The organism is Streptomyces sp. CA-294286, from assembly GCF_050947155.1.
Taxonomy (GTDB): domain Bacteria; phylum Actinomycetota; class Actinomycetes; order Streptomycetales; family Streptomycetaceae; genus Streptomyces.
In genome coordinates this window covers 1-12,976 of sequence record NZ_CP192004.1, presented here as the reverse complement: position 1 = coordinate 12,976, position 12,976 = coordinate 1, and the positions used below count along the sequence as shown (strand labels likewise).

Sequence of the window (12,976 nt, the reverse complement as noted above, 5' to 3'; positions counted from 1 at the left end):
CGAGTTTGCTGCAAGCGATGCCCGAGGCGCGCCAACGCCCGTACAAGCAAAGGGTGTTGACGGATGTGCTCGCCATCGGGGGAGTGTCGAGTCGTATGTCAATCAGGCTGTATGTCCGAGTTCATTCGTTTGCGGTCGAGTTGACGGCAATTCAATGAGGGGGAGCGGGAAATGAAACAAGCCTTCGAAAATTCGTTGAGGCCACCAGAAACGAGACGCACCTGGAGACGAGCTCTCGCAACTGGAGTCACGGCTTCGAGGACGGGTTTCCGGCGTCGGGGGAGTGCGCGCCGTGCTGCGGTCGCGCTGTCGGTACCTCTAGCGCTGACAGCAGGTCTGCTGGGCGCTGGTCCCGCCGCCGCCCTCGACAACGATCTGCAGGTCCCTTACAGGGAAGACGTTGTCGACTATTGGCGGACCGGAGGAGCGGGTGTTCAAGAGGCGGCCGAGCAGGCCCTCCTCGGAGATGACGCGGGCATCCGAAAGTTCCTGGATGAGGTCGACTCGATCGAGTACGACGACGACTACGTAGATGCTAGCCGGATCTTCAACACCGGTGGTGTGGCGGTTCGCGATGCGACGAAGCAGGCGCTCCAAGGGACACCTGAGGAATTGCGCGAGTACCTGCGTGCCGGTTGGCAGAAGCCGTTGGAGCAGGACCGTGAGGTTGAGGCTTCGCGGGTTGTCAACTTTGGTGGCATAGGGGTTCAGGAGGCGGGTAAGGCCGCGTTGCAGTCGGGTCCTGCGGCTGTGGCGAAGTTCCTGGAGAGTGGGCAGTACCAGGCGCAGGAGATGGACGACGAGGTCGAGGTCTCCAAGCTGGTCAACTCCGGTGGCCCGAACATGAAGGCCGCGGGCAAGCTCGCTCTGCAGGGCACTGCGGCTGACATCACCGAGTTCCTGGAGGTGGGCCAATTCGTGGCCCGCAATCGTGACCAGGAGCACGCCACGATTGGGCAGTTGACGGAGCAGGCGAAGCAGGCCGGCCGACAGGCCGACGGTGCGGCTGACAAGGCCGAGACTGCTTCCGCCCGCGCGGTGGATGCAGCAAATCAGGCGAAGAAGGCTGCGGCGAAGGCTGCGAAGGAGGTGCTGGAGGCCGGCAAGGACGCCAAGCGCGCAGCGTATAAGGCACAGCAGGCCGGCGCATCCGCACGGGCCGCAGCCGGAGCGGCACAGCAGGCCGTGGGTGCGGCCGGGGCCGCCAACCGCGCTGCCCGCATCGCTTCTCTCGCGGCAGCGCAGACGGCCAACGCCGCCGCGGCAGCGGCAGGCGCGGCCAATGACGCCTACAACGCGGCCATCGCCGCTGCAGGTAACGAGAGCAAGGCGGCGGCCGCCACTGAAGCGGCGAAGAAGGCACGCAACGCGGCCATCCTGGTCTCACTCTCCGGTGAGGCGTCGCTGAAGGCCGCGGAGGCTTCGCGCGCCGCCGGCGCTGCGGCTGCAGCGGCACGGGGTGCCGGCACGAACGCAGGTGATGCCGCCGATTCGGCCGCAGAGGCCAACCGCCTCGCCGAAGCGGCGGGCGTGTACTCGGCGGAAACCCGCAACGCAGCCTCCCAGGCCCGCCGTTACGCAGGGGTGGCCACCCGCGCCGCCGACAGGGCGACCGCCCTGGCCAACCGCTCGGCGGACCAGGCGCTCGCTTCGCGTGACGCCGCGAACTCCGCAGCCGGGCACGCAAGGGCGGCTGCGGACGCAGCCGACCTCGCGGCGAAGTACGCGGGCAAGAGCGCCACAGCCGCAGCGGACTCCCGCAAATGGGCCGCCGCAGCGAAAACCGCCGCCGACACAGCGACCGCAGCCATCGTCACAGCGAAGAAGACCCACCGGATCGCTCTCGACGTCGAAACCGCGGAAGCAGCCACCCGCAGCGAAGACGCCCTGGAACGCGCCACCACCGCCAAGACCCAGAGCAACCAGCTCATCTCCGACTCGGCGACCGAGGCCCGCGACGCCCGCGCACTCGATGCTGCCGCCGCGACGCTGGCAGCCGAGGCCGCCAAACCCGGTGTCGACGTCGCTGCTCTCGCGAGCCGGGGACGCAAGCACGCCATGTCTGCCCTCAAGCTCCGCGGCCCCTGGCACCAGCAGGCTGCCGCCACGGCGCTCGGCGGCACGGACGCCGATGTGGTGGACTACCTACGAACCGGCTGGACCAAGGCGGGCCTTGAAGAGGCGCGTGACAGGGTCCTCCAGCTCAGCGTGAACAGCCCGTATCCCTCGATCCGCCAGGGTGCCGTCGAGGCACTCAAGGGAACGCCGCAGACCATTGCCGCCTTCTACACCGACGGCCAGTACACGGTGGGCAAGGCAGACCTCGAGGTAGCCGTCTCCAAGATCCACAACGAGGGCGGCATCTCCGTCAAAGACGCGGCCAAGGCAGCTCTGACCGCCGACACCGGAAAAGCCCTCGCCGCCTTCCTGGAGGCCGGACAGTATTCCGCCCGCCTGACCGACGAAGAGGTCACCGCCTCCAAACTCGCCGGCACCGGCAACGGAGACGAAGTCACCGCGGGAGCCAAAGCCGCCCTGGCCGGAACACCGAACATGCTGCACGACTTCGTCACCGTCGGCCAGTACATGGACGCCAGCCAGGACCAGCTGACCGCCCACCACCGCGCCCAGATCGACCGCCTCCTGACCGAAGGCGACATCATCGTCGCCAAGGCCCAGGCCAACCGCTGGCGCGCCGCCGAAGCCGCCGCCATCGCCAACACCGCCCAAGGCGAAGCCGCCACCGCAGCCGAAGAAGCCAAGAAATCAGAAGCGGCCGCCCAGCGGCATGCCACCGACGCAGGCAAATCCGCAGACGCCGCAGCCGCCAGCGCCACCAGGGCCGGCCAATCAGCTGCCACCGCCCGCAACGCCGCAGCCAGCGCCAAACGCGACGCCGCAGCAGCCGAAAACTCTGCCGAACAAGCCGAATTCTCCGAAAGCTACGCCCGCGAATCCGCCAGGCAGGCTGATCTCTCGGCCGCTCGGGCGCATGCGTCCGCGATCGCAGCGGGTAAGAGCAGGACAGAAGCCGACGCAGCAGCAAGCCATGCCTGGGATGAGGTCAAGCGCAAGCGCGAGGCGGAAATCGCCGAAGCAAAACGTCAGGCCGAGGAAAGAAGGAAGGAACAGGCCAGGCAGGAGGCGGAAAAGAGGAAGGCAACAGAGAAGCAGCAGGAAGAGAACTGCAGAAACAAATACGCGGGGTACAGCGTCCGGGGCCGCACCTGCGAACCCGAAACCAGCTCTGCACTCTCGAACCTCTTCAAGACCGTCGGCAAGGGCATCTGGGAACTCAGTGGCGCCGCAGACATCGAACGGTGCATCAAGGAACCCTCCTGGGGCGGCTGCACGATGGCCGTCGTCGGAGTACTCCCAGCCGGTAAAGGCATCAAACTTCTCAAGAAAGCTGCGGATGGCGTCGAGGGGATCGGAAAAGGGACAAAGTATGGAAATCTACCCAAGTGTCGAGTCCCTGTAAAGGGGCGCACGTCTCCACTGCGCGTCCTGCTCTACAATGGGGCTGATCGTCGCGAACGTCTGGCATTGAGTAATGCTGGTGAAGACCCCACCGTATTCGAGAACCTGATACCCGAAGACAAGCCGGAATGGTTTAAGGCGATTAGCCCCGGAACCGCGAAAGTTCGATCCGGTAATTACCTCTATGTCGTACTAGAAGGCGGCGAGATGGTGATTGGCAAGAGGACTGCCGGTCACGTAAATCTTGCCCAAGGTAGAAAGGTGATTGCGGCGGGTGAGTTCAAGACCAAGGGGCAGGAGCTTGTGCACATGGATAATAAGTCCGGGCATTACCGCCCCTACGGTAAAAATGCAGAGCTAGCTGCAATTGAGGCGTTCAATAGGAACGGGTTCAGTGCGAACGGGAAGTACATTCATGCATGGGGCTGCCCGTAACTCGTTGGGTGAGTTCAGGGGAATCGTCAAAGCTGCTCTTGGTGTGGCTCGCTCATCGGTGGGATCTGAGGCGCTTGCGCCGCGACTCGAAGAAATCCTCAGATTTCTTCGAGAAAACGAAAGCATGCGTCCCGAGATGGAATCCGAAATTTATTCCATGCTGGACGAAATAGCCGAGGATGGAATGGTGGAATTGATTTCGTATGCGATGTACGCGTTGCGCTGGGAGGGTGTTGCGGAGGAAGTCGAGAGACGCCTTTCGCATCCGTCTGGGGATGTCAGCAACCGCAGATTGTATGAGGCCGTACTTGATTCCTTCTCGGATTCTTGGCGAGATCGAGATCTCTATGATGGATTCGAATGAGTCTGCTGTCTGGCTACTTCTGGTTTGCTGCCGATCGACTGGCGGGCCTGAAGTGAAACGAGTACGGTGACAGTTCATTTCGAACACGTCGCAGGTCTGCGAGTGGATTCTCGATGAGTGTGAAGTGGGTCCGTCAAGCTAATGGCGGGCCTCCTTCATCTCCTTGAGTCGGCTCGGGCGCGATTTCGGCAGGCTCATGCGCGACAGCCTAATTTAAGGTGCAACAAGCAGGAAAGCAGGGAAGTGCTGACCGCCAGTGCTCGTGCTCAGGGTTGAGGACGCGCAGGTTGATGAACGCCGCGAGGGCGGCCGGGTCACGCGGCGTGGAGAACTTCAACAGGGCCTTGGCGGGGGCACTGACGCCCCGGGAGCCCGCACCGCTCCCGCTCGCAGTCTTCCCGTTGTCGTCGTTGGCTATGGGCGTGTAGCGGCTCGGGGCCTGCTGCTCAGGGAGGGCTTCCACGATCCTGGTGTCGTGTGCCCGGAGGGCTGATGCTCGGCGTGTGTTTTTCAGTGGTTCGGTGTTCTGTTTTCAGTGATGGTTCGGCGTGTGTGGCTTGAGGTTTTGGCTGGTGCGCTGAATGAGGGGTGCCGGGTGGCCGCTGAAGGCTGGCGCCGAGTCCCGGTGTAAGTGGGACGGGGAGTGTGTAGCACGGGGCGGCCTGGCTGGGTGTGGTGGCCGGGCTCGGGGGCGGGGTGGGGTCCGGTGCTGGTGGTGTCACCCGTTGGGGTGGGGTTGCCCGGCGTGTCTGCTTGCGTACTGCCCTGCAGGACAGCCTGCGAAAGGGGAGCACAGCCGGCAGCCGGAGGTGGGTGATGAGCGGTCGGGAGAGTGAGGCCTCCTCGGAAGCGGTGCTGCCTGCAGGGATGGGGCGCCGGGCTGCTGTAAGCCGACTGCTCACACTGGACGCGCGGGGTGAGTTGCGGACGGCCCATGTGCGGGTGATGGCCTTGTCTTTGGGTGTTACCGAGCGCACGGTGTTCAACTGGCTGTCTGTGGCACGCCGTGAGGGCCGGAGCGGACCGCTGCCTCGTGCGAGGTTCACCGTGACACGGGAGATCCGGGACCTGCTTGCGGTATGGGGCGGGAACGTCTCGGCTGTCCACCGCGAGCTGGTGTCCCGGGCGCCGGGGGATTCCTCACTACCGGTTCCTTCTCTTTCGGCGCTCCACCGTGCAGTGGTGCGTGATCTGTCGGCGGGGGATCGGGCCGGGTTGCGCTCTGGTGAGGCCGCACGGCGTGCGTATGACGTGTACGGCAAGCGCCCGCCCACGCATCGCAATGCGTGCTGGGAGGGCGATCACAAGCGGCTCCCGGTGCGGGTGGACGTCGAGGGCCAGGCGCTGTGCCCGTGGGTGACGTGGTTCATCGATGTCGCGACGAAACTGATCGTGGGGGTCGCTCTTACTCCGCACGAGCCGGCCCGTGATGCGGTCCTGGCGTCGCTGCGGGCGGGGATCAGCACGGCCGGCCCGCAGGGGCCGTGCGGCGGGCTGCCCACGGTGGTGCGGGTGGACCGCGGCAAGGAGTTCCTGTGCCGTACCGTCTCTCGGGCCCTGGGGGTGTTCGCGGTCCCGGTGGATGACCTTCCCGCGTACAAGCCCTACCGCAAGGGCACGGTCGAGTCGTTGAACAACGCGGTCGAGGAGATGTTCCTCGTCTCGCTGCCCGGCTGTACCCGCCGGGCCCGCCCGGTGGGTGCGCACCGCCCGGACCAGGCGGAAGGCCTCTTGTCGTTCGCCCATTTCGTCGAGGCGCTGCTGGGCTGGGTGCACTGGTGGAACACTGAACACCGCCCTGCCGGCCTTCAAGGAGGCCTGACCCCGCTGGCGGCGTGGGAGGCGGACCCCACACCCGTCGAGGAAGTGTCCGTGGAGCAGCTGGCGTTCTTCGCGCTGGAGGACGACGGCCGCACCCGGAAGATCTCCACCAACGGCATCCGGTGGCGCAGCCGCTTCTACATCGCCCTGCGGATGGTCGGCCATGCGGGAACGCGGGTGCGTCTGCGCTACCTGCCGCGGACAGATCGAGGTGTTCTGCGCCGACAACACGGACCGGTATCTGGGCACCGCATACCTCGCCCAGGCCGCCACGCTGGAGCAGCGCCGGGAGCTGAGCGCGCTCAGGGACGCCCGGGCCCGGGCGCTGAAAGCCGACCTGAAAGCCGCGGAGAGGCTGCGGCGCACTCGCTACACAGCCACCACCACTTCTGCCGGGCCCCGCCCGCGCCGCACGGTCACCCAGCAGCAGGCACAGGAGGAGCTCACCCGTGGACGTGCGGTGGATCTGGCAGCCCGGGCGCTGCCGGACCTGATCCCGCCCCGCGAGCCGCCCCCGGGCTGGGCCCGCCCCCACCCCGCACCCAAGAACCGGGACCGTCCCCCAAGCGCCGAGAACACGCCCGCCGCAGGCGACGAACCCGCCACCGAGCCCGCTACGGGCAGCTAGGAGGAACACCATGTCCACCTCACCGCGCAGGGGACGGCTGCCAGGGGAGCGGGAGGACCACTTCATGCGCCTGCCCGGCGCCCATGTCGTATCGACCCGCTCGCTGCTTATCGTCCGGGAGAACATCCGGGCCGCGATTGATGCCAGAGCGATGATCTGCATCTACGGGCAGGCCGGCAACGGGAAGTCCTTCGCGGTCAACACATCACTGCGCGAACTCGCGCCGACCGTGACCCGCCGGATCCAGTTCCGGGCCCGCCCCTCGACCCGGGACCTGCGCCACGAACTGTTCCACGCCCTGGGCCTGCAGGGCCGCCCGCCCGCGCACGCGATCGAGTTCGACCGGATGCTGCGCGGCGCCCTGGAAGAGCCCCGGGTCCTGGTGTGCGACGAGCCCAGTGGCTGTCGAAGCTGTGCTTCGAGTACCTGCGCTATCTGTGGGACGACACCGATTCCGACCTGACGATCGTCTTCACCGGCGGGAACGGCTGCTTCGAGATGCTGCAGAGCGAGCCGATGCTGGAATCCCGCGTCTACGCCTGGCAGGGAATCAGCAGCATGCCCCTGGACGAAGTCCTCACCGTCGTCCCCGCCTTCCACCCCGTATGGGCCCAGGCGGACCCGGAACTGATCGCCCTGTACGACCAGGAAGCCGCCCACGGGAAATTCCGCGCCTGGGCGAAAATCACCCACCACCTGAACGCCGGCCTGAAGGAAACCGGCCGTACCACCGTCGACGAGGACCTGCTGCGCTGGGCCTACAGCAAACTCCGCACCCGCCAGGCAGCCTGACCATGCTCACCTGCCCCCACCCGCCCCCGGCCACCCTCGTCATGGACCCGCACGACGACGTCAACCACACCCGCGCGGCCCTCGCCGCTCACGACCCCGCCCACGGCCGCATCACCGTCCACCCCACCCCCAGCACCGGCTCCACCCTCGCGCTCGCCTACGACATCCTCGCCGCCCTCAAACCCGTCCCCCTGACCGGCTACCGCACCCTCGACACCCAACCGGCCTGGCCCTTGTGCGCCGCCTGGATCCTCGCCCTGCCCGTCACCTCCCTCACCGTCCTGCGCACCCACCTCCTGAGCCCCCGTGCCCTCGCCGAACTTCTCGCCCTGCGCACCCGAACCGGCCTGCACCTCGCCCTGGTCTGCCACCAACGCAAAAGCACCACCCTGGAGCGGGCCTTGCGGCGCACAGACCACTTCCTCGCAGACGCCGAGGCGATCCTCTCCCTCCGAAAGGCCACCGACGGCGAAGAGCCGTCCCCCACCACCCCAGCCCGCCCCTCGCGGCACTGGATCAACCTGCCGTCCCTCAACCCCCTGAACTGCGCCTACACCAGCGACCTCTGCTCCTGCGGGGCGCCGGCACCACACGTGTCCCGCCTTGATCAGAGGCGCATCGCTCAACGCCTGCACGCCGCAACCGCACATCCGCACCTTGCGGCCGAACTGGCCACAGCCTGCTTCGCGGCCGCCACGATGACCCAGCTCAGCGGCGCACGCGTTGCCGACACCGCCATGGACGGCACCACCTTGATCCTCCACGACCGGACGCAGCCCTACGACCCCTACGTGACCCACCGTGTTCCGCACTGGGCCCAAGTCTTCCTGCGTGCTGCGGCATTCACCCACTACCTCACCACTGCACGAAGAAGCGACCCCCTCTTCACCGACCCCCTCGGCCGCAGCTCGCTGCCCCGTCTCACCGATTTCGCCGAGGACTGCCGACTGCGCCCGCCCCAGCCTTCGCCCGCCAGACGCCGCAAGAACTCACGCCCCACACCGCCGCCACCGACGTTGTGGCCGAGGTGCACACCTACCGCTCCGGCCGTTCTCCGATTGAGGGCACGATGACGAGCACGGTCGCTGAAGCGGACGCGTACCGCGGGCGAGGCCTTCCTCGAACGCCCGGTCCTGGAACGACCACACCACACCCAGCTTCTCCAACTCCCGTACCCGATGCCGCCTCCATCGTCTTCGCGCCGTGGGCGGTGTGCCGGTTCCGCATCCACGTCCCCAACGGAATCCCCGCAGGCGTCCAGTGATCCGAAAGTGACGTAGTCGTACGGCACCCGCAACTCCCCGCCCCGCGCTACCTCTCGTACGTACCGGGCGGCCGCGGCGATGCCGTTGCGCCAGAAGTCCGTCCCCGGATGCAGCACCCGCAGCGCCACGAACCGGGTCACCTCCGGACGTCCGCTCCGCCCGAGGTTCAGTGGTACGACGGCTACCTGCGCCCCAGCTTTGAGCCCGGCAGCTGCCAGCAGTGGCTGCGCGCCGCGAGATGACCACGGCCCGGAGCTCAACAGCCGCAGACCACGGCCCGTCTACCGCTGGCCGAAGACGGACAGGCAGCGTGTCGCCACCCACTCGGCCCCACTCTCGCCCGCGCGGTTACGTCCAGCGCATGCCGGTGTTGGAGAGTTGTTTCATTCGTTCCGGTGTCAGCCGGGCGGCTCTGTTGCGTTGGTTGTTGATCCATGCTCCGAGGTGGTACTGGTCTGCCCGGCCGTTCTCGGTGAGCACGGTCTCGGTGTGTTTGCGGGGGACGTTGAGGTGTCCTTCGCGTGCGTAGTACTGTCGGGCGGCAGTCAGGTGGGCGGCCCATTTGTCGTCTTGTGTACGGGGCCGTGGCGGCTTTTCGTTCTCGGGTGCGGGTGTGATGCCGAGGATGTGTTCGCTCATCCATTGCTGCACGGTGGTGAGTTGGTCCCACCCATACCGCACCGTCTGTACCCACCGTCCGAGGTCTTCGCCCTGGCGCAGGATTTTGCCCGGCGTGGTGGGCAGCGCCTCACCCGCGTCCAGGTGCATCCGTACGAGGTGGAAGCGGCGTTGCCAGCTCACCGGCCAGGCGGGGCACCACGAGGGGTCGATGTCCTCCAGCTGCTCACGCCGTTCGTCCGGCATTGCCCCGGCCGACGACCCCACCGGCAGCCCTTCCGCGCGCCGCTGCTCGATCTCCTGCGCTTTCCTTGCTGCGGCCCGCGCGTTCTTCAGCCAGATGCCTACCTTCGCGCCTTGGAAGGTGGCGTCCGCGGGCGCCAGGAGGTGCCCGTGTTCGGCGGCCCACCCGCGTGCGGCGGACAGGCTCTTCTCCCACGCGATGTCGTAGTGGGACCAGATCATGCCGAGCTTCTCCAGCTGTGCGATGCGGTCCTCGTGCATGTCGTCGCGGGCGTAGAGGCGGCGGGCGTCGGCGGTCCACTGCCCGAGCGGGAACCCGGCGAGCGAGGCCGGCCATCCCGTACTTTCTGTTTCCTGGCCGCTGGTGGCGAGGGAGGCCGGCCACCCCGTGTCTTCCGCTTCCTGGTCGTCGACGCCCGGGACGCGGTATGTGAACGGCACGCGGAGGTTGCCGTGTTCGCGGGCGTAGAGGGCGGCTGCTTCCACGCCGCGCCGCCAGTGCTCGTGTTCGGGGTGGAGGACGCGCAGGTTGATGAACGCGGCGAGGGCGGCCGGGTCGCGCGGCGTGGAGAACTTCAGCAGTTCCCGGGCGGGCGCCGAGGGCCCCGACCCATCCCTCTCGCCTGGGCCCTCCTCACCCCCACTGCGGCTCTGAACGCCTCTCACGCGGCTCTGCGCCTGCTGTTCGGCCAGCTGCTCGACGACCCGCGCGTCGTGCGCCCGCAGCGCTTCCAGGAGTTTGGCGAGGCCGTTGTAGGCCCGTGAGGTGAGCATGTTGTCGGGTGTCTCGCCGGGCCCGAGCAGTACCGGTACGACCAGGCTTGCCATCTTGCCCTCGCCCGGCTGCATCCGCAGCGCCCGGCCCACGGCCTGGACCAGGTCCGGCATCGAGCCGCGCACGTCCGCCCAGTACACGGAGTCACAGTCCTTCGTGTCGACACCCTCGCCCAACACCTTCACCGAGCACAGATAGCACTTCTCCACCACGGTGCCGTCCGTGGCGATCCCGGCCGCGAACTCGCCCAGCAGACGCCGACGGTGGAGCGGCTTGTGATCCCCGCACAGCCAGTTGGCCCAGATCGTCGTGGGGTACAGCTCGGGATCATCCGCGTGCAGTTTCGCGGCGACGTCGGTGAGGCCGGCCGCGAAGGCTTCGGCTTCCTTGACCGTGTGGTGGAAGACGAGTGTGCGCCGGAAGCCCTCCTCCGCGGAGGCTTTCACCAAAGCCGCCTGCAGGGCGGCGAGCCGGGCCCCACGCACCTCTGCAGAGCGGCCTTCGGCGCCCAGGAGCTGCGCGGCCTGGAGGGCGGTGTCGGTGACGTCGACGCAGACGACTTGGTAGGGGGCGCAGATTCCTCGGTCGATGGCCTCCGAGAGGGTCAGGGTGAATGCCCTGCTGCCGAAGGGGCCCTGGGGGTCGTTGTCCATGCTTGCGACCAGCTCACCGGGTGCGCCGGCCTCGTCCTCGTCTCCGAGCTGCCAGAGCCGGGGGGTGGCGGTCATGTAGAGGCGGCGCAGGGAGGGGATCTTCTGGTTGTCGTGGACGACCGCCCACGGCTTGCCGATCCGGCCGGAAACCCGGTGGGCTTCGTCCACGACGATCAGGTCCCAAGCCGCCAAACCCGCAGCGTGCGCCCGCTCCAGCGTGCCGAGTCCGAGGCTGGCGTACGTGGCGTACACGGTGACCTTGTCCAGGCCCCGCGTCCACTCCACCAGCTCGTGCACGTCCGTGGTGTGGGGGAAGGACGCCTCTTCACCCCGCAGCGAGGACACCCCGATCATCGGCCCCCGGCGGCCTCCCTCACGCCACGCGGACTCGGTCTGCGCCAGGAGATCCAGCGAGGGCACGAGCACCAGCACACGGCCGGCGTGGAGCTCTTCGGCGCTGCGGACGGCGACGAGGCTTTTCCCGGACCCGGTTGCCATGATCACCTGGGTCCGGAGACCTCGCTCGGGCACGAGCGAGCCAGCAGGAAGTTCGAGAGCACGCAGCACGGCATCCACAGCTTCCCGCTGGTGGGCCCGTAGTTGCCTGACTGCCATGTCCGATCCGCCTTCTCCTACGACTGCGAGAGCTCCCGCACTCGGCCAGGAAGCGCGAATGCGTACGCAGACGTCACCTCGACGACTACAGGGATGCCCGGATCCCGCATTTCTGCCCCTGGACAGACCACCGGTCCGATCCGAGATGCCTGTCGCTCGAACCCTTGGGGCCGCCTCGCTCCAGAGTCTATCTGAATTAAAAAATGAAGCAGAGAGTTCATGACTCGACACGCACACCACGGGTACGCGGGTTACCGATACTGCTCCCCACCGTGTCGGAGACGCCATGAACGAGAAGACTGAAAACCCCCGGGGAAACCGGTTCTGCAAGGCGTGCGGGACACCCGCACAGGACGGGAAACTGTGCGAGCACTGCGGCAGTGTCCTGGGCCTGCCGGACAACGCGGGGCTGGTCGAGGACCAGGGTGTGGCAGCACGGAGGGTCTTCGAAGGAGACAGTGGGATGCGGCAGCACCCCTGACCGGAACGAAACCGGGCCGTGAGGCGCTTTCCCGGTCCCAGCAGCCGGGACCGGCAGACCCGCCCCTACGCGCCCGGTAGGCACAGCAGATCGCGGGTACACGGGCGGGCATGGCACCGAAGACCGAACACTCTCTGTCCCCGCGGGCCGTACGGCAGCTGCACCGGACCCGTGGTTTCTACCTGGCAGGAGCCCTGCTGTGGGCGGCCATCACGCTCTGGACGGGATGGTCCCACCCCGGGAGCCGCCAGATGTGGATCTCGCTGTTCCTGGTGGTGGTCTTCACCGGTCTGCTCACCGCTACCTCCTGGTGGCTGCACCGCCTCCAGACAGCCCCGTCACGCAGGCCGGCACACCATGGCGCACCCCGGCGGGCCATTACCTCCGGCCGCGTACACGCCTAACTCCACCCCCTGGGCCCGCTAGCCCAAGGGGATGGAGGCACAGCCGGAAGACCGCGTGCTGGGGGAGCGCAGCGGACCCGGCACAACCACCCCCCGCGCACCCGCTCGTTGCACCCTCGCACAACCCCCCTACCGCTGCTGCGCGTGCGTGGGTGTGCCACGCTCCGCGCGGCACACCCACGCACGCGCAGCGTGCCCAGTGGCTGGAGCGCAGCGCAAGCCACCGGGGCAGCCGAAGGCTGCCCCAAGCCCGCAACGCGGGCCACCCCCTCCAGTTGTCGGTACGCGCGCAGCGCGCACCGCAGGGCGAGGAGCGAAGCGAACCGCCTCCCGCTCACGCGAAGCGTGAGCAACCCAGGCGCGCAGCGCCCGGGTTCGCTGCTACGGGCGCAGCCCGTAGGC

Annotated in this window: 9 protein-coding genes and 1 pseudogene; 9 read left to right on the top strand and 1 reads right to left on the bottom strand. The window is 67.5% G+C overall.

The annotated features are described in order from the left end of the window. Nucleotides 1-171 precede the first annotated feature (171 nt). The 7 genes and pseudogenes from ACQPZG_RS00050 to ACQPZG_RS00020 all read left to right on the top strand — a co-directional run bounded on the left by ACQPZG_RS00050 (nucleotide 172) and on the right by ACQPZG_RS00020 (nucleotide 8,593). On the top strand, nucleotides 172-3,915 hold the full coding sequence (locus ACQPZG_RS00050; protein WP_433543660.1) for a hypothetical protein: 3,744 nt from the start codon (nucleotides 172-174) through the stop codon (nucleotides 3,913-3,915). Nucleotides 3,916-3,919: 4 nt separating this feature from the next. Then, nucleotides 3,920-4,279 carry a hypothetical protein gene (locus tag ACQPZG_RS00045; RefSeq protein ID WP_433543659.1) on the top strand — a complete coding sequence of 120 codons (360 nt, stop codon included), beginning with the start codon at nucleotides 3,920-3,922 and terminating at the stop codon, nucleotides 4,277-4,279. An 816-nt stretch (nucleotides 4,280-5,095) separates the two neighbouring features. Then, nucleotides 5,096-6,253: pseudogene (locus ACQPZG_RS00040) on the top strand (ISNCY family transposase); the annotation flags it as partial. A 10-nt stretch (nucleotides 6,254-6,263) separates the two neighbouring features. Beyond that, complete coding sequence (locus ACQPZG_RS00035; RefSeq protein ID WP_433544653.1) at nucleotides 6,264-6,728, top strand: hypothetical protein; 465 nt, start codon at nucleotides 6,264-6,266, stop codon at nucleotides 6,726-6,728. A gap of 64 nt (nucleotides 6,729-6,792) precedes the next feature. Further along, entirely contained in the window at nucleotides 6,793-7,191 is a 399-nt protein-coding gene (locus ACQPZG_RS00030; protein ID WP_433543658.1) for an AAA family ATPase, read from the top strand. Beyond that, nucleotides 7,113-7,520, top strand: coding sequence for a hypothetical protein (locus ACQPZG_RS00025; RefSeq protein WP_433543657.1), 408 nt, complete (start codon nucleotides 7,113-7,115; stop codon nucleotides 7,518-7,520). The genes ACQPZG_RS00030 and ACQPZG_RS00025 overlap by 79 nt, the downstream gene beginning before the upstream one ends. Before the next feature lie 2 nt (nucleotides 7,521-7,522). Then, nucleotides 7,523-8,593 (top strand): hypothetical protein, encoded by a 1,071-nt coding sequence (locus tag ACQPZG_RS00020; protein ID WP_433543656.1) that lies wholly within the window; start codon nucleotides 7,523-7,525, stop codon nucleotides 8,591-8,593. A gap of 540 nt (nucleotides 8,594-9,133) precedes the next feature. On the opposite strand, the gene ACQPZG_RS00015 is transcribed toward ACQPZG_RS00020, so the two are convergent. Beyond that, nucleotides 9,134-11,689 carry a Helicase associated domain protein gene (locus ACQPZG_RS00015; RefSeq protein ID WP_433543655.1) on the bottom strand — a complete coding sequence of 852 codons (2,556 nt, stop codon included), beginning with the start codon at nucleotides 11,687-11,689 and terminating at the stop codon, nucleotides 9,134-9,136. A 286-nt stretch (nucleotides 11,690-11,975) separates the two neighbouring features. On the opposite strand from ACQPZG_RS00015, the gene ACQPZG_RS00010 reads away from it, so the two are divergent. After that, on the top strand, nucleotides 11,976-12,170 hold the full coding sequence (locus ACQPZG_RS00010) for a double zinc ribbon domain-containing protein (RefSeq protein ID WP_433543654.1): 195 nt from the start codon (nucleotides 11,976-11,978) through the stop codon (nucleotides 12,168-12,170). 110 nt (nucleotides 12,171-12,280) lie between these two features. Further along, a complete protein-coding gene (locus ACQPZG_RS00005; protein ID WP_433543653.1) occupies nucleotides 12,281-12,574 on the top strand; it encodes a hypothetical protein in 294 nt (97 codons plus the stop codon). The last annotated feature ends 402 nt before the right edge of the window (nucleotides 12,575-12,976 follow it).

Bases quoted from the DNA above. Each gene is read 5' to 3' on its own strand.
- ACQPZG_RS00050 (WP_433543660.1), top strand. From the start codon at position 172: ATGAAACAAGCCTTCGAAAATTCGTTGAGGCCACCAGAAACGAGACGC.
- ACQPZG_RS00035 (WP_433544653.1), top strand. From the start codon at position 6,264: ATGCGGGAACGCGGGTGCGTCTGCGCTACCTGCCGCGGACAGATCGAG.
- ACQPZG_RS00030 (WP_433543658.1), top strand. From the start codon at position 6,793: ATGCGCCTGCCCGGCGCCCATGTCGTATCGACCCGCTCGCTGCTTATC.
- ACQPZG_RS00020 (WP_433543656.1), top strand. From the start codon at position 7,523: ATGCTCACCTGCCCCCACCCGCCCCCGGCCACCCTCGTCATGGACCCG.
- ACQPZG_RS00015 (WP_433543655.1), bottom strand. From the start codon at position 11,689: ATGGCAGTCAGGCAACTACGGGCCCACCAGCGGGAAGCTGTGGATGCC.
- ACQPZG_RS00010 (WP_433543654.1), top strand. From the start codon at position 11,976: ATGAACGAGAAGACTGAAAACCCCCGGGGAAACCGGTTCTGCAAGGCG.
- ACQPZG_RS00005 (WP_433543653.1), top strand. From the start codon at position 12,281: ATGGCACCGAAGACCGAACACTCTCTGTCCCCGCGGGCCGTACGGCAG.